The sequence below is a fragment of the Microvirga rosea genome (assembly GCF_020595095.1).
Lineage (GTDB): Bacteria > Pseudomonadota > Alphaproteobacteria > Rhizobiales > Beijerinckiaceae > Microvirga > Microvirga rosea.
The window spans coordinates 674,713-694,520 of the sequence record NZ_JAJDOP010000003.1 but is presented as its reverse complement, the minus strand read 5'-3'; the positions used below and the strand labels follow the sequence as shown (position 1 = coordinate 694,520).

Sequence of the window (19,808 nt, the reverse complement as noted above, 5' to 3'; positions counted from 1 at the left end):
TCGGAGGATTCTGGAGCGCCTGTTCACAAATACGCGCGGACAGAACCTCAAGCCTTATGGTGCAAGGGTTCCAGACAGATTCCGCCCGAGGTCATCCGCGTAACTTCCGAAGGTGTCACGCGTCTGCGGGTCGATGATGGCGACCGGAGCCGAGACTGCAAGACCGGCCGCCGTTCCAACAGCCGCGGCCGCACCGGTCGTAACCTGAATGATGCGATCACCCAAACCGATGCGAGAATCGGTAAGGGTCTGCCCTTTGATAAGCTCTTGCCCGATCATACGCACGACCTCCGGACTCCTGGCGAACTTGCTATGGTTCAGCGAGTCGCCGGTGCGAAGACCAGAGAGGTTGAGCACGGTGATACCCGTGCCTTCAAGTTCGGAGCGGTAGGGCTCCTCCTCGGGGTTGACGGCGCCAAGCCGCACAGTTCCCCAGACACGACGCGAGATCGCCAGCGCCCGATCGTCCTGAGAGACGAACAGGGTAAAAGCTGGGCGCGGCTTGCCCATATCCAGAACTGCCTTGCGGAACAAATCGACGTCCACGTCGGGCGCAGCGAGGAGCACGTTGCGGATTTTGTGAGCGATATGTCCGTCGCGGATCGCCATCTGACGCAGCGCCTCCAAGGCAACTAAGTTGCCCATCGAGTGAGCGAGAATCGAAATCTCCCCGACTGCCGGATCGGCGGCTAAAGTCCCGAGCGTGCTCTCAAGGGCGTTACGCGAATAGGTATTGCTCTCCTGGTCATAGCCATAGGCCAGCACTCGGCCACGCGAGGGCCAAGTGAAGAGGACAGGCACGACCGGTGCTCCCGCGTCGTGTATGATCTGCGCGAAGCGGAAGACCGCATCATCGAAACGGTTGTTGAAGCCGTGGATGAACACCAGCACACGCCGCTGCGGTCCTTGCCGAACCAGTTGGTGGAAGCGTCCCATAGCTTGGGCACGGCTCATGATTTCGGCCTTCAGGGTCACAAAATCGGTGGCCGGGTTACCGGGAACACGACGCGGCCACTGGACCTCGCCCTGCCTTCTATTGGCTTCCGGCGGGATGGAGACCAGGAACTCGGCAAAGCTTGGCTCGGGACTGCGGTTGCCTGAGAAGAACTGCTTCGGGTCCGTTGCCCGCATCCGGGTAGTGGCAACCAATATGTCGACCTTGCTGGCGCCGGGCACTGTGGCTTCTACTGGTATGAGAGCGCCTTCCACGGTTGCGCAACCAAGAATACAAAAGCTGATGATCAGGAGGATCATCGCTCGTAACAGATTGCTGAAAGGGTTCGGCGAAACCACTCGCGATGCTCCCTCGCACCGGGACAACCACATGAATGCTCGTTAGTGTCGAGCATCCGCAATAAGAAAGCCATCAGGGTTTACCCTGACAGGGCCGACATCGGTGATCCGGCACGAATGGAGTGCGGATGAATCAAGGGGCCTTTGGGTGTGAGGGGCACTGTCTCGGAAATGTCGCGGGCGAGATCGCACCAGATGTCCGGCTGGCGCCGACCAAGCTTCTCCTTGCCTCTTAGGGGCAGGTGGGTACTCCGTTGGTCCGGGGCAAGCGCCACCATCCCGGGAGATGCCAGGCCATTTCTGAAGGTCGCTGCATATTTCTGATCTTTAGATGTTACATTTCGCTGAAGTGCCGGAGCATTCGCTCCGCACTCGGCTCGATGCCGGTAAAGAGCCGAAAGGCTTCGACTGCTTGGAACACAGCCATCCCGCCGCCGGCCATGGTGCGGCAGCCGCGAGCACGGGCCTGGCGTAGCAGCTCTGTTTCCAGGGGAAAGTAAACAATATCGGCAACCCACAGATCGGGACGCAGCAGGCCGACGGGAACCGCCATGCCAGGATATTTCGCCATGCCGAGCGGCGTAGTGTTGACCATTCCATCGGCCCTGGCCAACGCGTCTGAGGGCGAGGAACAGAAAGAGGCGCGGTTTTCACCGAACCGTTCACTGAGGGCCGCGGCGAGATCTTCGGCGCGGCTCTGGTTCTTGTCGAGGATGATGACCTCACGAGTCCCAAGAGCCAGAAGGGCATGTGCGACCGCCGCGCCTGCTCCGCCGGCACCGAATTGTACGACCCGGTCTCGACGCACGTCCGACAGCTCACGCCGGAAGCTCTCGGCGAAGCCCCACCAGTCAGTGTTGTGCCCGATGCGCCGACCGTTTTTCATAACGACCGTGTTCACCGCGCCGAGCGCCGCTGCGTCACGTGAGAGTTCGTCGAGAAGGGGAATAACCTCCTGCTTGCACGGATGTGTGATGTTAAGGCCGGCAAAGCCCAAGCGCTGGGCAGCCGTGAGGATCTCCGGAAGCGCGCTTTCATCGAGACCAAGCACCTCGAGATCGATGAGTTTGTAGACATAACGCAAACCCTGCTCGACGCCTTCCTTCTCATGGAGGGCAGGAGTCCGAGAAGCCTGAATTCCAGCACCCACCAACCCGATGAGAATGGACGGATTGCGCCATGAATCTAGGCCTCCATCTGTCCGAACGGATGATCCGATCGCATCGTTGCCTACCATGAGGTCAGGCCTTTGCCGAAAGTGCGCCGATCATGCCGCGCATGGCGCGCACGGCTACTGGATAGCCGTCCGTGCCGAGCCCGGCGATGACGGCTGTCGCGACCGGAGAAATATAGGATTTGTGATAGATCGGCTCGCGTCGATGAATGTTCGAGATGTGCAACTCGATGATGGGGCCAGGAAACATTTTCAAGGCGTCCATGATCGCCATGGACGTGAAAGTAAAGGCGGCGGGATTGATGATGATGCCGCTGCCTTCGTCAATGGCCTCGTGCACCCAATCGATGATTTCGTACTCCCGATTCGACTGCCGGAAGACGATAGCCTGATCGGACGCAGCCTCCCTGCACATGGCTTCCACCTGGGCCAGCGTCGTCCGTCCGTAGATTTGCGGCTCGCGACTTCCGAGGCGGTTAAGGTTAGGTCCATTGAGAACATAGATTGGCTGGTTCATAGGAGTAATTCTCTTCAGGACGCCACAGGTTATCCCTGATAGCCAAAGAGGCGAGGCAGCCAGAGGACGGTTTCGGGCACGAATGTGAGGATGGCGAGGGCCACGATCATGGCGAAGAGAAACGGTAGCGTGTCGCGGACGATATCGCGCAAAGGTTCTCCCGAGATATTCGCCATGATGAAGAGCAAAAGCCCATAAGGCGGTGTGATCAGCCCGATCATGATGTTGACCACCACGACCACACCGAAATGCACGAGATCGATGCCGAGCGCCTGTGCGGTCGGGATGAAGACAGGCACGACGATCAGCAGAATGGCCGTTCCTTCGAGAACGCAACCCAGAAGAAGCAGCAACACGTTCACGAGGATCAGAAAGCCGACCGGCGAGAGATCCCAATTGGCCAGGAGCGCCTTCACGGATTCTGGAATGTTCTCGACAGTGACAACGTAGTTGAAGACGAGGGCGCCTGCGATCAGCATGCCGATGGATGCTGTGGTTCGGGCACTGACTGCCAGCGAACGGTAGAAGTCGCGCCAGCTCACGCTGCGATAAAGCACGGCTGAGATGACAAGCGCGTAAGCAGCTGCCACAGCCGCCGCTTCGGTAGGGGTCATGACGCCGCTATAAATGCCCCCGAGAAGAACGACAGGCATCATGAGAGACGGGAAGGCCTCCCAAGTGATCCGCGGCAGCTTGCGTAAAGGCACCGGTTTCTCGACAGGAAAGTTCTTTCGGCGTGCCGTCGTCGCAACGATGATCATCTGGCTCAGCGCCATCAGCAGTCCGGGGATGACGCCACCCAGGAAGAGAAAGCCGATCGAAGCATCCGAGACAAGGGCGTAGAGCACCATTGGAATGGATGGGGGGATGATCGGACCGATCACAGACGAGACGGCCGTGAGAGCCGCCGCATAGCTGGCCGGATATCGACCATCACGGGTCATCATGACCTGCATCATCCGCCCCGTGCCGGCGGCGTCGGCGACGGCAGAGCCAGACATTCCGGCGAAGATGATACTCTGCAGAATATTGACGTGAGCCAGTCCGCCCCGGAACCGCCCCACGAGCGCATTGCAGAATGTCATGAGGCGGTCGGTCATGCTGCCGATATTCATGAACTCGGCAGCGAGAATGAACAGCGGCACCGACAGGATGACATAGTTCGAGTACATTCCGTTGAGAAGCTGCTCAGCGACGGTGCCCATGTCCTGACCAGCCAGAAGCAGGTACAGGATCGAGCCGGCGATCATCGAATGACCGATGGGCAGCCCGAGGAAGGCGAGGGCGGTAATCGCGACCACGGAAAGAGAAAAAGGACTTGTCAGGTTCATACGCCGGAACTCGCCTTTGTGGGATCGAATTCGTCGGGCGCCACACCTCGCAAAGCCTGCCAGGATAGCCAGATGTAGCGGATAATTGTCGCCACGACGAAGACGATATAAATCGAGAACAACCAGTCGAAGCGGATCTTGAGATAGCTGGTCTTCTCCACCTTCATGAAGGAGACGTAGTCCAGGACCGCAGGAAATGAGATGCCGTAGAGGGCGATCAGTGCAACGGCGGTGATCAGCGCCATGATCCTGCGTGCCTTGGGACCAACTGCGCCGTAGAGGATGTCAAAACGGATTTCCTCGCTTTCTCTGACGACAAATGCAGCGCCCCAAAGAACGAGCCAGATCCAGAGGATGACGCTGATTTCATGCGTCCAACCTATGGGGAGCCCAAGAAGATACCGAAATGCGATCTGTAGGAGGAACGCCAGGAACATCGCGCACAGCATGGCTGCTGCGACGTTCTCTGCTCGCCGCGCAAACCATGAGCCGGTTGCCCGCCAGGATGCAGTCATGAAAGCGGCTCCCGTCGTGAGAAGGGGCTGAACAATGATGGAAGGAACCGCCGAGGCGCAGCGCCCCGGCGGTTGCAGCGCAAGCCCTACATTGCGTTGATCTTGTCCAGCATGCCTGCTGGCCAGCTCTTCGCGAGATCGGAGGCCAGATACTTCTTCTGGGCGAACTCGCGGAATGCCTTCAGGTCAGGCGTGTAGATGTCGAGACCTTTCTCCTTGAAAAAGACTGCGAGTTCCGCTTCCTTCTTCAAGTGTTCCTGCGTACTCCACTCGATAGCCTTGTCGGCGACCGCCTGGAATGCAGCCTGCTTTTCAGGCGACATGGCGTTCCAGACCTTGTTGGAGACAGCAAGCAGATCAAAGCCTACGAGGTGAGAGGTTAAGGCGATCTGCGACATCACTTCGTAGAACTTCATGTTCTGTACGTTCGGCAACGGGTTGTCCTGGCCGTCAATGGCGCCAGTCTGCAGCCCCGTATAAACCTCGGCATAGGCCATCGGCGTGGGATTGGCTCCGAGCGCCTGGCCCAGGAACTGCCAGGCATCGCCACCGGGCATGCGCAGCTTGATACCGGCGAGATCCTCCGGCTTGTTGATTTTCTTGCTCGGCTTCAACCCGACATGGCGTGCGCCAAAATATGTGGGTCCGAGGATGTGGATGCCCAGCTTGTCGGATGCGAGCTTCTTCAATTGCTGCCCGACATCGCTTGCAAACACCTTCTTCAGATGATCGGCATCGCGGAACAGGTACGCGGAGGTAACAATGGACCATTCCGGAATCTGATTTGAGATGTCCTGCGGGGCGATATTGCCCATCTCGAGATTGCCCCGCTGCATGGCAACCAACTCGGTGCCTTGCTTAAAGAGAGTTCCGCCGTAATAGGGCTGAAGAGTGAAACCCTGAGATTTCACCTCGTCTCCGAAGCGCTTCATCATCTCGGCTCGGATGTCCTGCTCCGAGAAGACGGCAGAAAATCTCAAGTTCGTCGGGGTCTGCGCACTTGCCGGATAGCCTGCGCCCCATAGCAGAACGGCTGCCCCTGCAGCCATTAGGAAGCGCCGGTTGATGTTCAATCCCATAATTTCCTCTCCTTTGAATTGCTGCGCAATGATCTTGCGTCTTGGTTCACACTATCCGCTCCGATATTTGCTAAATCAATAGGCATTTCAAAAATCATCTGATATTTTCGAATTCAACCTAGGAAACGTTGGGCCAGGAGGTCTGTCGGGACCAAGACGAATGGCATTGGTGGGTGAATGAGCATCGAGTTGCTGGCGACGTCCATTGCGGATCGCGCCTATGAACAGATACGGGCGGACATCGTGTTCGGGCGTCTGAAGCCCGGCGAACGTCTTCGATTGGACCGGCTGGCAGGCGCCTATGGCGCGAGCGTCAGCACCTTGCGGGAGATTTTGAGCCGTCTTTCCTCGGAGGTCCTTGTCATCGCCGAAGGGCAGCGCGGGTTCCGGGTTGCTCCTGTTTCGCCAGCCGGATTCGAGGATGTGGCGGCCATGCGGCTACTCCTGGAAACCTATGCTCTGCCCTTGTCCTTCGCAGCCGGCGATTTGGAATGGGAGAGCCGTGTCGTGGCGTCTCATCACAAGCTGACCTTCATGGAGCGGCGGATGATGGCTGGGGACCAAGGGGGAACCGAACTCTGGAAACGCTATGATCGAGAGTTTCACCAAACTCTGATCCAGGCCTGCGCCTCCCAGACCCTGCTCGACCTCTATGGCGGGGTCTTTGACCAATATCTTCGCTACCAGATGGTGGCCGTCGTCTTCCGGGGCGACATTGCAGCCGAGGAGCACAGGCAGTTGCTGGATTGCGCTCTTTCCCGGGACTCCGATCGAGCCTGCGCGGTTCTCACCCGGCATGTGAATGAATGTGTGGCCTATACGCTGGCAAGGGGAGCGCTGGCATGATCGATGATGTGCAGCCTGTCTCGCAGCCCTCGACGGTCGGAGAAAGCGCGTACCAGAAGATCCGGTCGGATATCGTGTTTGGCCGGCTTCCTCCCGGTAGGAAATTGAAGCTCGATCGTTTGAAAGCGGATTATGGAGCCAGCGTCAGCACGCTCCGCGAGATTCTGAATCGCCTCCACTCTGAGCGGCTCGTAGTCGCCGAAGGGCAGAAAGGCTTCGAGGTGGCGCCTGTCTCCATCGCAAACCTGAGAGAGATAGCGGCTCTTCGGCAGCTTCTCGAGTGCCGTGCGTTGGAGCAGTCGTTTCGGGCTGGCGACATGGAATGGGAAGGCCGGGTCGTCGCCGCTCATCACAGATTGGCCCGAATGGAGGAGCGGATGGCGCAGGGCGACTGGACACACACCGAGGAATGGAAGCGGTATGACTGGCAGTTCCATCAGGCGCTCATCTCAGCATGCGGATCAAAGATGCTCATCGACAATCATGCAGCAGTTTTCGACAAGTACCTGCGCTACCAGATGATCGCCCTGAGCTACCGGGGCGACATCGCCGCCAATGAACATGCTCTTCTGCTGGAGTGTGCTCTTGAGAGGGACGCAGCGCGCGCCAGCGAGGTGCTGACGCGCCATGTTGCGGGCGGCGTCGAGCATGCCCTCGCCACTGGAACCATCAGTTGAGAGAACCGGACGGGCCGGCTTGGCAACACGCGCCCATATTCTAGGGAAGACACGGAAAAGACGAGCATGCGCACAGCCATTGCAACTGTCTGCCTGAGCGGGACCCTCACCGAGAAGATCGAAGCCATTGCGGCCGCGCAGTTCAAAGGAGTGGAGATCTTCGAGAATGATCTTCTCTCTTTCAACAGTACGCCTGCCGAGGCACGGCGAATGATCGAAAGCCTTGGGCTGAAGACCGTTACGTTCCAGCCGTTTCGCGATTTCGAAGGGATGCCCGAGCCGCAACGGTCGAAGGTCTTCGCACGGGCAGAACGCAAGTTCGACGTGATGGAGGAGCTTGGCTGCGATCTCCTGATGGTATGCAGCAACGTTTCGCCGGATTCGCTCGGCGGAATCGAGCGTGCGGCGGCAGACTTTCATGAGCTCGGCGAGCGCGCTGCCAAGCGGGGCGTACGGGTAGCCTTCGAGGCCCTCTCCTGGGGGCGGCATATCCATGATTACCGCGATGCGTGGGAGGTTGTGCGACGGGCGAACCATCCGGCAGTCGGGTTGGTACTCGATTCCTTTCATGTGCTGGCGCGTGCAACCGACCTGTCGGCGATCCGCTCCATTCCATCGGACAGGATTTTTCTCGTCCAGATGGCCGACGCGCCGAAACTCGACATGGATTACTTATCCTGGAGCCGCCACTATCGCTGCTTTCCGGGGCAGGGGGACCTACCGATCGATGACTTCATGGATGCCCTGCACGCAACAGGCTTCGACGGGCTTCTTTCCCTCGAGATCTTCAACGACCGCTTTCGCGCAGGCTCGGCCCGCAGTGTCGCGGTTGATGGGCAACGATCGCTCATCGTCATGCTCGATGAGCTTCATCGAAGGGCAGGATCGGTTCATTCCAATGTCCCGGCTCTTCCTCCCAAGGCCATGTGCTCCGGCATCGACTTCGTCGAGTTTGCCGTCGACGAGCGGAGCGCCATCGGTTTTGAGCAAACCTTGGAGGGGCTCGGCTTCCGGAAAGCCGGCCAGCATCGCTCGAAGGCCGTGACCCGCTGGCGGCAGGGGGATATCAATATCGTTCTGAATACCGACAAGGAAGGTTTCGCGCATTCCTTCAATATTACCCATGGTACCGCCGTCTGTGCTCTGGCCCTGCGGGTCGAGGACGCTTCGAAAACCATGGACCGCGCCGTAACTGTTCTGGATCAGCCATTCCAGCAGCCGGTTGGACCCGGGGAGATGAACATTCCGGCCGTTCGCGGACTTGGCGGAAGCCTTCTCTACTTCGTGGATCGCAAAACAGGGTGGGACCGGCACTGGAACGTGGATTTCGAGCCGATCGAGACAGACGACTTTAGAGGGGCTGGTTTGAGCTCCGTCGACCATGTCTCGCAATCAATGCAATACGAGGAAATGCTGACCTGGCTCCTGTTTTACATATCGCTGCTCGATGTCCGGAAGAGTCCGGTCCAATCGGTGATCGATCCGGGAGGCGTCGTACAAAGTCAGGCCATCGAGACGCCAGACGGCTCGTTTCGTTTGATTCTCAATGCCTCGCAAAGCCAGCGCACTTTGTCGTCGCGGTTCCTGAACGAGCTCTTTGGGTCCGGCGTCCAGCATATTGCGCTCACGACCAATGACATCTTTGCGACGGTCGAGCGCCTTAAGGTCAATGGGGTCGATCTCCTGCCGATTCCCGAGAATTATTATGATGACCTCGAGGTAAGGACCGATCTTTCTGCCGTAGACGTGGAGCGCCTGCGCAAGGCTAACATCCTCTATGACCGCGAGGGAGAAGCGGAGTATTTCCAGGTTTATACCAAAACTCTGGGTGGCGGTTTCTTCTTCGAGATCGTGCAGCGGCGCAACTACAAGGGCTATGGTGCCATGAATGCACCCATCCGCCTTGCATCCCAGGCGCGTCTCGTCTCTGACACGATGTCATCAGGGCTCTGATTGTGTGATCGCGTGAGGGTCATACGGTACCTGCATATGGAAGGGCAGGCGGTGCCCGGAACCGAGCAGAGGCGTGTGATGGATTTAAGATTGCGTATTGATATAGCGCTTCACGAATGAAAAGCGCCGAGACGATCAGAATTTTCTTTTTATGTAGCCAAGAAGGACTATCGGACACGAGCAGTCGCTCGCAAGGATGTGCTGTGCCAAGAGCCGCGTTTCATTTGCGACAAACGGCGAGCTGTTGATGGCTGCCCAGGGACGGATTGTCATAAGGGTAATCGGAACTTAAAGCTTTTGCGGGAGTTTAGAAATACTCAAAATTTGTCCGCACTGTGCATGATGCAATCAGAACCCTTGGATCCAGGCCGAAAGAAACGTGAAACTCTCACATTTCTTATTTTAGCTGTCCTCATCTGGCCCTTCATCGCCGTTGGCGTAGTTGCAGGCTGGGGTTTTGTCGTCTGGATGTACTACCTGTTCACAGGGCCGCCTGGTCCGGTGTAACGGGAGGCTTCCGATGGATGACTCACCTGACCTCAAGCGTCGTAATTTCTTACTAGGCAGGTTAAGCGCCACCCGTCAGCCAGTTGGACCTGCAGTGGCCGTCATTACCCAATCCTGCTTTGCGCTGCATGGAATTGCCTGCATGAGCTGCCGGGACGCGTGCCCAACGGGCGCCGTGCGGTTCGAGCTAGCTTTGGGCGGCGCTCGCCCCAGGATCCAAGTGGACGCCTGTACAGGGTGCAGCGATTGCCTCCAAGCATGTCCCGCGAACGCCATTCAGCTATCCGTTCTGGAGGAGACCTCATGAGCGGCGAATGCCATATTTCCAGTCTCGTGATCCACAGCCGCCCCGATCGGGTCTCGTCAATCGTCGACAGCCTTTCTCTTATAGAAGGGGCTGAAATTCACGGGGGAATGGACACCGGCAAACTGATCGTCACCCTAGAGACGGAATCCGAGAGCCAGGTCGTCGAGCGCATCAACGCCATTCAGGTTCTTGACGGCGTGCTCGCGGCCACCCTTGTGTTTCACCATTTCGAGCCACTTCAAGAGCGGGATTAGAACAACCATGGACCTTACGCGCCGCACCCTTTTGAAGACACAGGCCGCAGCAGCGGCTGCCGCCGCCGCCAATGTCGTTCTCCCCGCCGAGGCACAGAATATCGCGACGGGTGAGGATATTCAGCTCCAATGGTCCAAGGCTCCTTGCCGCTTTTGCGGTACCGGCTGCGGGGTGATGGTCGGAGTGAAAGACGGCCGCGTCGTTGCCACGCATGGAGACATGCAGGCGGAGGTCAATCGCGGCCTCAACTGTGTGAAAGGCTACTTTCTTTCCAAGATCATGTACGGCAGCGACCGGCTCACTCAGCCGCTGATGCGCATGAAAAACGGGCAGTTCGCAAAGGACGGCGAGTTCCAGCCGGTCTCCTGGGAACGGGCTTTTGACGAAATGGCGAAACATTGGAAGCGGGTGTTGAAGGAAAAGGGCCCCGAAGCCGTTGGCATGTTCGGCTCGGGGCAGTGGACGATGTGGGAAGGCTATGCAGCCTCCAAGTTAATGCGTGCAGGGTTCCGCTCCAATAACCTCGATCCGAATGCCCGTCATTGCATGGCTTCTGCGGCGGTCACGTTCATCCGTACCTTCGGCATGGACGAGCCGATGGGCTGCTACGACGACTTCGAAAATGCCGATGCGTTCGTGCTCTGGGGCTCGAACATGGCCGAGATGCACCCAATTCTATGGACCCGGGTGACCGATCGACGTCTTAGCCATCCTCATGTGAGGATCGCGACACTCTCCACCTACGAGCATCGAACAACAGATCTGTCCGACATGGCCTTGATCTTCAAGCCTAATTCGGATCTGGCGATCATGAACTACATCGCCAACTATATTATTCAGAATGGGGCAGTAAACAGAGAGTTCGTCGAAAAACACTGCAACTTCCGCCTTGCCAACACCGATATTGGATACGGGTTGCGACCTGACAACGTGCTGGAGCAGCGGGCGCAGCATGCCAACGATGCTCAGGTTTCCCATCCGGCGAGTTTTGAGGATTATGCCAAGCTCGTGAGCCAATACACCGTCGAGAAGGCCTCGGAGCTCTCAGGTATCCCGAAGGAACGACTGGAAGCTCTGGCTCGCATCTACGCGGATCCAAAGACCAAAGTGATGTCCCTATGGACCATGGGTTTCAACCAGCACGTCCGCGGTGTCTGGGCAAACCATATGGTGTACAACCTGCACCTCCTCACGGGGAAGATCTCAGAGCCGGGCAATTCTCCCTTCTCCCTGACCGGACAGCCGTCGGCATGTGGTACGGCGCGTGAAGTGGGGACCTTCAGTCACCGCTTGCCCGCCGACATGCAGGTTACGAATCCCGAGCACCGCAAGCATGCCGAGGAGATCTGGAAGCTCCCGCAGGGTCTACTTCCGGACAAGGTTGGATATCATGCCGTGCAGCAGGATCGGATGCTGAAGGACGGTAAGCTCAATGCTTACTGGATCATGGTCAACAATAATCTTCAGACCGCGCCAAACACCAATAACGAGACTTATCCCGGCTATCGGAACCCTGCGAACTTCGTGGTCGTCTCGGATGCATATCCAACTGTGACCGCCATGGCGGCGGACTTGATCCTTCCAGCCGCCATGTGGGTGGAAAAAGAGGGCGCGTATGGCAATGCGGAGCGCCGGACTCACTTCTGGCACCAGCTCGTCAATGCACCAGATGACGCTCGTTCCGACCTGTGGCAGCTGATGGAGTTTTCTAAGCGCTTCACGACCGACGAGGTGTGGCCGGCGCAGATCTTGGATGCCAATCCGGAGTACAAGGGAAAGAACTTGTTCGACGTTCTCTTTAAGAATGGCAATGTCGATAAATTCCCCCTGTCCGAAATCGACCCTGCCTACGAGAATCGTGAATCGAAAGCGTTCGGCTTTTACGTTCAGAAAGGGCTATTCGAGGAGTTTGCCAGCTTCGGTCGAGGTCACGGACATGATTATGCGCCCTTCGACATGTACCATCAGGTCCGCGGTATGCGCTGGCCAGTCGTGAACGGTCAGGAAACGCGTTGGCGCTACCGGGAGGGCTACGACCCTTATGTCGAGAAAGGGAGCGGGGTTCAATTCTACGGAAATCCGGACAAGAAGGCCAACATCATGGGGGCTCCTTACGAACCCCCAGCCGAGTCGCCTGACGCTGAGTACGACCTGTGGCTCGTAACAGGGCGTGTTCTCGAGCATTGGCATTCAGGCTCGATGACGATGCGCGTGCCGGAACTCTACAAAGCATTTCCAGGAGCTGTGGTGTTCATGCATCCGGATGATGCCGCCAAGCGAAACCTGAGGCGAGGGCAAGAGGTGAGGATCGTTTCTCGGCGCGGCGAGATTCGCAGCCGGATTGAAACGCGGGGCCGCAATCGCGTGCCGCCAGGGCTGATTTTCGTTCCGTTCTTCGATGCCAGTCAGCTCATCAACAAGGTGACGCTGGACGCAACCGACCCAATCTCAAAACAGACTGACTTCAAGAAGTGCGCTGTCAAGATCGTTGCTGCTTCTGCCGATGCGGGAGATCAGCAATGAGACGCAAAGTCCTCTTGTGCTTAGTCGGCATTGCACCGTTCTTGACGGCAGGGGCGATCATGGCGCAGGACGCGCCGCGTTTGCGTGGGCCCGACCCGTTCACGAAGGCTGTTCCGGCCCCTCCAATGCAGCGGCAGGTCACGGACGATGTGCGCGTACGTCGAAATTATCCGGACCAGCCTCCTGTTATCCCGCATGCCATCGAGGGTTATGCCGTCGATTTGAATGCCAATAAGTGCATGTCGTGTCATGCACGCAAGTTTACAGAGCAGAGCCAAGCTCCGATGATCAGCGTGACGCATTATCAGGATCGCGCCGGAAACACCCTCGGGGGGCTTGCGCCGAGACGTTACGTCTGTGTTTCCTGCCATGTACCGCAGACAACTGCCAAACCTCTGGTGGATAATATCTTTACTGACATGGATGCGATCACCGAGCCTGAGCGGCAGCCTGAAAGAGGGAGACGCTGATGGCGGCGGGGGTAACGCGGGCTTGGGGCTGGTTTCGGGGGAATCGCTGGGTCAAGACAGCGCTGAGTCCTCCTGTCTATCTCAGCCTCGCCTTTCTGACATTAGGCGGGTTCCTGGCGGGCGTCGCATTCTGGGGTGCCTTCAATACGGCGCTTGAAGCGACGAATACCGAAAAGTTCTGTACCGGCTGTCACGAAATGCAGGCCAATGTGTTCGAGGAGCTGAAAGGAACGATCCACTTCACGAACCGTTCGGGCGTGCGCGCCACATGTCCGGATTGCCATGTTCCTCATCAATGGACAAACAAGATCGCCCGCAAGATGCAAGCCTCGAAGGAGGTCTGGGGGCATATCTTCGGCTCCATCGATACGCGCGATAAATTTCTTGCCCTGCGTAAACATCTGGCTGAGCGCGAGTGGGATCGGATGAAAGCGAACGACTCGCTCGAATGCCGCAACTGTCATAGCTCGGACTCAATGGACCTGACCAAGCAGAATCCGCGCGCGGCATCCGCCCACGAGCGCTTCCTTTTCTCGGGGGAGAAAACCTGCATCGATTGTCACAAGGGCATCGCGCATCGCTTGCCGGATATGTCCGGCGTTCCAGGATGGCAGTAATCCCATGAGTGCTTCGAGGCTATTCATCGTCGTGCTTTCGCTTGCAGGCGTGCCCGCCGGGATGATCACGGCTGTCTCTGCGCAGGGTCAGGGAGCACCCACCGCGCCTGCTCCGGTCAGACCTATCGAGCCCCAAGAGTTTCTCAGGTTGGCATATAGTTCGACGCGTCTTCAGTTGCAGGCCGCTAAATTGGCCGCTGCTCGCGAGACGAGACCGGAGGTCAAGACCTACGCGTCGGCATCGGTCGACTTCCGCCAGGGGCAGTTGCAACGGCTCGAAGCCTTCGCTCAGGCGCGCGGTATACCCCTCCCGGCGATGAAAGAATTCGAGCATCGGGTCATTATCGAGAACCTGGAGCCCCTCGACTATCTGGCTCTGAGCCGGCGATACGCAGAGGTGCAGCTTCAGGCTCTCGATCAGGAGTTGACTATCTACCGAGCTGCGAGCCAAAGTCAGCACCAGGAGATGAAGGCCTTCGCCGATCAGATCGTTCCCGAGTTGCAGAAGCAGCGACAAGAAGCACAAAAGATGTATGAGGCGGTTCGGCCCTGACTGTGGGCATGAGCATACTCTCAGAGGTATGCCCTCCGACAAGATCTAACGACCGCGTCTCAATCGCGGGTGTGCAATGACTGGCGCTCAGAATAAACCATTGTATCAGGGAGATATGCGCCGGTTCATGAGGAGAGGCCATCGATCCCTGTGCCAGCTCCTTCCATATATCGCGTATATAGCCGAGGACACAGAATCGCTGACCCTATAGTCCGGTCCGTTGCAGATCCCCGTGAGCTGGTCCGGACAGCGGGATGGTCTAGTGCTCCAAGATGGGCCTGATCGCCTGAAGGTTTCCGATTGTATGTTCCAGATGGCGGCGTAGCGCCTGCGAGGCATCCTCGTTCCGCTCCTGCTCCAGAAGATCAAGGATCATGAGGTGCTCTTCGCATTGCTGGCGGTAGCGCTTCCGGTCGATCATCGAACGATATGACAGCAGGCGCCGGACGCGGTTGATCCGCCGCACAGCTTCCAGGAAGAAGGGGTTGCCGGAAGCCCCGATGATTGCCTCATGGAACCGCACGCCGCGTTCGTGGAGAGCATCGGCACTGTCCGTCTCGATGGCGCCGGCGAGCAGCCGGAGTTCCGCTTCACGGCAGCGGGCGGTGACCTCAGGGTTGAGATGGTACATCGGCTCCAACAAGGCCGCAGGTTCGAGGGCTAGGCGCACGCGATAAGTTTGCTCAAGGCTCTCTGGTGTCGTGAGCATCGGCGAGAAGGACCAGCCATACCCTGGGCGGCGCTCGGCCCAACCTTCTTGAGCAATACGACCAAGTACGGCGCTCAGTTGCGCCTTGGTGATCCCGTAGGTTTCCTTCAGGTACGCTTCGGATGCGGGATCGGGCAGACGACCATGAAGATGGTCCTCGGCGATCCGGAAGTAGATGCTGGAGCTTTCGTCCCTGACTGCCAGACCGAGGCTCTCTGGCGATGTGTCTTTGACGTCGGACACGAAGTAGCCGCGGTTGCGCTGATGGGTCAGGGCTCCCTTGGAGGCGAGCAACTGCAGAGCTAGGCCGACAGGAAAGCGGGAAACGCTGAAACGCTCGGACAGCTCCTGCGCCGTCAGGTGAAACCCTACAGGCAATCCGCTTCCGCGGATGTATTCCAGGATCTGCGCGGCGAGCCTCTCAGTCAACTCTCGCTTTCCGTTGACTGCACGTCCTCCGGCTGAATGCATGAAATAACCCTCGCATACGACCCTTATAGCGACTTGCTTGTCCTTTACATGATTTGCTGCACTCCTGATATCCTCGATCATGCAATACGAGGCCCCGGACACACTCTTCGTCGAACCTCATGGTCGAGGAGAGCGAGTGGAAGGCGCCGAAGATGCACCCACCCAGGCGCCATCCACTCTATCAGTATCGGTATGTTCCATATTCCACGGAAACCAAGGTGCGGGGAGCCCAGATCCCAGGCTCTCTGCTTGATTTACGATTTCACAAGGCCAACCGACTTGAGAATCTCACCAACCCGGCTCTGTTCTTCCTTGACGAAGGCCTTAAAGGGTTCTCCGGCGAGGTAGTAGTCTTCCCAGCCACGGGCCTTGAGGATCTCGGCCCATTCTTTCGATTTGACGACCTTCTCAATCACATCGGTCAGCGCCTTGCGCTGTTCGGCCGTGATGTCAGGACCCGCCATCACGGCTCGCCAGTTCACGACCTCGACGTCCATGCCCTCTTCCTTGAAGGTAGGAACATCAACTCCGCTCATCCGCTGACCGAAGGAAATGGCAAGCGCCCGGAGTTTGCCTGCCTTGATTTGGCTCTCAAACTCGCCGTAGCCGGACACACCTGCCGTGACCTTGCCGCCGAGCATGGCCGCAAGGGCCTCACCGCCGCCCGAGAAGGCGATGTAATTCACCTTCGCAGGGTCGGAGCCGGAGGCCTTCGTAAAAAGAGCCGCCAAGATGTGGTCTGCGCCACCCGCAGAACCGCCCGCCCAGGTCACCTTTGCGGGATCCGCCTTCACCGCGTCGGCCAACTCCTTGACGGATTTGATCGGAGACGTCGCCGGCACGACGATCACGAGAGGATCGCCCGTCAAGCGAGCGATCGGTGTGACCTGGTCGAGGCTCACCGGGGACTTATTGGTTAAGATCGCGCCGAGCATGGTGATGCCGTTTACCAGAAGCTGGTTCGGGTCACTCTTGGCCGTATTGACGAACTGGGCGAGACCGATGGTGCCGCCTGCGCCCGTAACGTTGGTCACCTGCACATTCTTGGCAAGTCCGGTTTGCATGAGGACCTGCTGGAGCGAGCGTGCGGCGGCGTCCCAGCCGCCGCCGGGCCCGGCAGGAGCCATGATCTTGAGCTCCTGCTGCCCGAACGCCGATGAGGCGAAGAGAGTCAGCGCAGCGACTGCGGCGCCGCGGATCGTTTTGGTCAAATGGCTCACGAGTTCCTCCCTTAGGTTGCATGAGATAGTGGGTGCCAACCGACATGCCGATTAACGTCCAGTGGCCGGCACTATTGCTTGCCGTGCACCTTCACCGAGGTCGGTGAATTGCGAATTCCGTGTCTCGCGGCTTGTCGCCTCCGCATTGATGACGCGGTGCAGGATGATGGGAATGATGCCGCCGCTGCGCAGAATCTCGACCTCAAGGTTCGTTTCGATGGCGGCGGTGGCGATGAAAGACTCGGTTGTGCCCGAAGCTCGGTGGATTGTAACTGGGACAGGGCAACGCGGTCTTATCCGGGTAGGTTCTGCATCGATTAAAATCTGATCCCCGGGGCGCAGATCAAGATTGTCGGGCCGCTGCTTGGTGGGAAATCTTAAGGGGAGGATGCCCATTCCGATCAGATTGGAACGATGAATTCTCTCGAAGCTCGCGGCCAGTACCGCCCGCACCCCTAGCAGCGCTACGCCTTTAGCTGCCCAATCCCGCGACGAGCCCATGCCGTATCGCTCGCCCGCCACCACAACGACCGAAATACCGTTCTTGGCGTAGCGTTGCGCGGCCATGATAAGCGGCAAATGCTCGCCCGAACCCACGTGAATCGTGAAGCCTGGTGCAATTCGCGGATCGAGGAGATTGCGCACGGACTTGTTCGTGAACAGGCCACGCACCATGACTTCCCAGTTGCCCCGTCGCGCGGCGAAGACGTTCAGATTTCCTGGATCACCACCGCGCTCCGTCAGGTACTCGAAGGCTTGGCCTCTTCGCGGAATCTGCCCGGCCGGGGAAATGTGGTCGGTCGTGACGTCGTCGCCCAAGACAAGCAAGGGGTAGGCCGCATAGGACCCGAGAAGCGTACCCTTGCCGAAGTCCGCAAAGGGGGGGCGCTGAATATAGGTCGAGCTCTGTTCCCAGGGGAACAAAGCAGTCGCCGGAGCATCGAGCTCTCTCCATCTTCTGCTCGCTTCGGCTTCGTCATACGAAGTCTCATAATCGGTTGTATCGACGGCCTTGGCCAATGCCGCGTCGATCTCGTCTCCCGTGGGCCAGAGATCCGCAAGGAAGATCTCTTCGCCGGAAAAAGAGCGGCCGATAGGCTCAGAAAGGATGTCGCGATTGACGTCACCGGCAAGCGCAAAGGCGACAACCAGAGGTGGCGAAGCGAGAAACCCCGCCTCGAGCTGCGGATGGACGCGTCCAGGGAAATTGCGGTTGCCAGACAGAACGGCGACAGGAAAGATACCACGCTCTGTCATTGCCTGCTCAATGGTGGGTGGTAGCGGGCCCGAGTTGCCGATGCAGGTGGTGCAGCCGTAGCCGACAATACTGAAACCCACCGCTTCCAGGTCGTCCATCAGTCCGGCACGGCGTAGGTAGCGCTCGGCGGTTGGCGATCCAGGCGCGAGCGACGTCTTTACCCACGCGGGCGGCTTTAGGCCGAAACTTCGCGCCTTGCGGGCGAGAAGGCCTGCCGCGACCAGGAGTCTCGGATCGGATGTGTTGGTACAACTCGTGATCGCGGCGATTGCCACGGCGCCGTCTCCCGGCCCGTCGGCGGAGATGGGCACGGGCCGCTTTCTCAGCAGCGGCGCAAGTGCTTCCGCGGACTTGCTTGCGGAAACGCGGTCCTGAGGTCTGCGCGGGCCTGCGAGGCTGACTTCAACCTCGTCGAGACTAATCTCCAGCGTGCTGGTATATCGCGGAGCTGCGTTCGGATCGAACCACAAGCCTTGATGCTTGGCGTATTCCTCGACAAGGCGAACGTGTTCTTCGGAACGGCCGGTTTCGCGCAGGTAGCGTAGGGTTTGTTCGTCAATAGGGAAAAAACCGGAATTTGCTCCGAATTCCGGTGCCATGTTGGCAATGACAGCCCGGTCACCTGCGGAAAGCGTTGAGACGCCATCGCCATAAAACTCGACGAAACGGTCCGCCAGATCGATCCGCCGCAGGTGCTCGGTCACGGTCAGCGCGAGATCTGTCGCGAGCACACCTTGGCGTAGGCTTCCGGTCAGGCGAACACCCACTACATCTGGCACGCGGATCATGAGCGGCATACCAAAGAGAACGCTCTCCGCCTCAAGTCCGCCGACACCCCAGCCAAGCACGCCGATACCGTTGATCATCGGTGTATGGCTGTCGGTGCCGATAAGCGTATCAGGTACGACCCAGCTTATGCCGTCCCGCGTCGAGATCGAAACGACCGTGGCTAAACGTTCGAGATTGAGCGTGTGCATGATGCCGGTGCCCGGCGGATGCACCCGGAATCCGTTGAGAGCACGCGTCGCCCATTTCATGAACCGATAGCGCTCGGTATTACGCTCGTACTCACACTCCATGTTGCGCTTCAGAGCATCGGAGGAGCCGAAGACATCGACGCCGAGGGAATGATCCGTCGACACATCGACAGGCAAGACGGGATTCAGCAGGCACGGGTCATAGCCTGCCTCTGCCAGGGCCGTGCGCATCCCGGCAATGTCCACCAGAGCCGGGCCGCAGGTAGTGTCGTGCATCAGGACGCGACAGGGGAGGAAGGGAATCTCCTCCTCGCTTTGTCCGCGGTCGAGCCAGTTAAGGATGGCGTCCTTAGCCCGTGGGGCATCGTCGCCTGCGGTCCGCAGGACATTCTCCAGGATAATTCGAAGGATATATGGAAGCCGCAGGAGGTTTTCACCCGTCTCTGCCCGAAGATCAACGACGCGGTGGGGGCCTACGAGCCAAGTCTCAGCCATTACCTTTTGCACCCGGATTCAACGCAGTGCGCAAATATTGCATGTTGAATATGCAAAATGC

Annotated in this window: 19 protein-coding genes; 10 read left to right on the top strand and 9 right to left on the bottom strand. The window is 58.5% G+C overall.

The window, feature by feature from the left end:
* Positions 1–54: 54 nt before the first annotated feature.
* From LJD17_RS11230 to LJD17_RS11205, 6 genes are all read right to left on the bottom strand, one after another.
* Positions 55–1,293, bottom strand: coding sequence for an alpha/beta hydrolase (locus LJD17_RS11230; RefSeq protein ID WP_406600790.1), 1,239 nt, complete (start codon positions 1,291–1,293; stop codon positions 55–57).
* Between the two features lie 334 nt (positions 1,294–1,627).
* On the bottom strand, positions 1,628–2,530 hold the full coding sequence (locus tag LJD17_RS11225; RefSeq protein ID WP_227384240.1) for a shikimate dehydrogenase: 903 nt from the start codon (positions 2,528–2,530) through the stop codon (positions 1,628–1,630).
* 4 nt (positions 2,531–2,534) lie between these two features.
* Complete coding sequence (gene aroQ, locus LJD17_RS11220; protein WP_227384239.1) at positions 2,535–2,984, bottom strand: type II 3-dehydroquinate dehydratase; 450 nt, start codon at positions 2,982–2,984, stop codon at positions 2,535–2,537.
* Between the two features lie 29 nt (positions 2,985–3,013).
* A complete protein-coding gene (locus tag LJD17_RS11215) occupies positions 3,014–4,315 on the bottom strand; it encodes a TRAP transporter large permease (RefSeq protein ID WP_227384238.1) in 1,302 nt (433 codons plus the stop codon).
* Positions 4,312–4,830, bottom strand: coding sequence for a TRAP transporter small permease (locus tag LJD17_RS11210; RefSeq protein ID WP_227384237.1), 519 nt, complete (start codon positions 4,828–4,830; stop codon positions 4,312–4,314). The genes LJD17_RS11215 and LJD17_RS11210 overlap by 4 nt, the downstream gene beginning before the upstream one ends.
* A gap of 86 nt (positions 4,831–4,916) precedes the next feature.
* The gene (locus tag LJD17_RS11205) at positions 4,917–5,909 is read right to left on the bottom strand and encodes a sialic acid TRAP transporter substrate-binding protein SiaP (protein ID WP_227384236.1); all 993 of its coding nucleotides are present in this window, start codon (positions 5,907–5,909) and stop codon (positions 4,917–4,919) included.
* A 177-nt stretch (positions 5,910–6,086) separates the two neighbouring features.
* Between LJD17_RS11205 and LJD17_RS11200 the strand changes: the two genes are divergently transcribed.
* The 10 genes from LJD17_RS11200 (at position 6,087) to LJD17_RS11155 (ending at position 14,617) form a co-directional block, all read left to right on the top strand.
* The gene (locus LJD17_RS11200; RefSeq protein ID WP_227384235.1) at positions 6,087–6,755 is read left to right on the top strand and encodes a GntR family transcriptional regulator; all 669 of its coding nucleotides are present in this window, start codon (positions 6,087–6,089) and stop codon (positions 6,753–6,755) included.
* Entirely contained in the window at positions 6,752–7,432 is a 681-nt protein-coding gene (locus tag LJD17_RS11195; protein WP_227384234.1) for a GntR family transcriptional regulator, read from the top strand. The genes LJD17_RS11200 and LJD17_RS11195 overlap by 4 nt, the downstream gene beginning before the upstream one ends.
* 66 nt (positions 7,433–7,498) lie before the next feature.
* Positions 7,499–9,385 (top strand): bifunctional sugar phosphate isomerase/epimerase/4-hydroxyphenylpyruvate dioxygenase family protein, encoded by a 1,887-nt coding sequence (locus tag LJD17_RS11190; protein WP_227384233.1) that lies wholly within the window; start codon positions 7,499–7,501, stop codon positions 9,383–9,385.
* A 339-nt stretch (positions 9,386–9,724) separates the two neighbouring features.
* Entirely contained in the window at positions 9,725–9,892 is a 168-nt protein-coding gene (locus LJD17_RS11185; RefSeq protein WP_227384232.1) for a periplasmic nitrate reductase, NapE protein, read from the top strand.
* A 13-nt stretch (positions 9,893–9,905) separates the two neighbouring features.
* Positions 9,906–10,199 carry a 4Fe-4S binding protein gene (locus tag LJD17_RS24240; RefSeq protein ID WP_227384231.1) on the top strand — a complete coding sequence of 98 codons (294 nt, stop codon included), beginning with the start codon at positions 9,906–9,908 and terminating at the stop codon, positions 10,197–10,199.
* The gene (locus tag LJD17_RS11175) at positions 10,196–10,453 is read left to right on the top strand and encodes a chaperone NapD (protein WP_227384230.1); all 258 of its coding nucleotides are present in this window, start codon (positions 10,196–10,198) and stop codon (positions 10,451–10,453) included. Before LJD17_RS24240 ends, LJD17_RS11175 begins: the two co-directional genes overlap by 4 nt.
* 7 nt (positions 10,454–10,460) lie before the next feature.
* On the top strand, positions 10,461–12,977 hold the full coding sequence (gene napA, locus LJD17_RS11170; RefSeq protein WP_227384229.1) for a periplasmic nitrate reductase subunit alpha: 2,517 nt from the start codon (positions 10,461–10,463) through the stop codon (positions 12,975–12,977).
* Positions 12,974–13,447, top strand: coding sequence for a nitrate reductase cytochrome c-type subunit (locus LJD17_RS11165; RefSeq protein ID WP_227384228.1), 474 nt, complete (start codon positions 12,974–12,976; stop codon positions 13,445–13,447). The genes napA and LJD17_RS11165 overlap by 4 nt, the downstream gene beginning before the upstream one ends.
* Entirely contained in the window at positions 13,447–14,064 is a 618-nt protein-coding gene (locus LJD17_RS11160; RefSeq protein ID WP_227384227.1) for a NapC/NirT family cytochrome c, read from the top strand. Before LJD17_RS11165 ends, LJD17_RS11160 begins: the two co-directional genes overlap by 1 nt.
* A 4-nt stretch (positions 14,065–14,068) precedes the next feature.
* On the top strand, positions 14,069–14,617 hold the full coding sequence (locus LJD17_RS11155) for a DUF4142 domain-containing protein (RefSeq protein ID WP_227384226.1): 549 nt from the start codon (positions 14,069–14,071) through the stop codon (positions 14,615–14,617).
* Between the two features lie 259 nt (positions 14,618–14,876).
* On the opposite strand, the gene LJD17_RS11150 is transcribed toward LJD17_RS11155, so the two are convergent.
* The 3 genes from LJD17_RS11150 to acnA form a co-directional block, all read right to left on the bottom strand.
* Positions 14,877–15,755, bottom strand: a complete 879-nt coding sequence (locus LJD17_RS11150) for a GntR family transcriptional regulator (RefSeq protein WP_227384225.1) — start codon at positions 15,753–15,755, stop codon at positions 14,877–14,879.
* Between the two features lie 296 nt (positions 15,756–16,051).
* Positions 16,052–17,017, bottom strand: a complete 966-nt coding sequence (locus LJD17_RS11145; protein WP_227384224.1) for a Bug family tripartite tricarboxylate transporter substrate binding protein — start codon at positions 17,015–17,017, stop codon at positions 16,052–16,054.
* Positions 17,018–17,068: 51 nt separating this feature from the next.
* Positions 17,069–19,747, bottom strand: coding sequence for an aconitate hydratase AcnA (acnA, locus tag LJD17_RS11140; protein WP_227384223.1), 2,679 nt, complete (start codon positions 19,745–19,747; stop codon positions 17,069–17,071).
* Between the last annotated feature and the right edge of the window lie 61 nt (positions 19,748–19,808).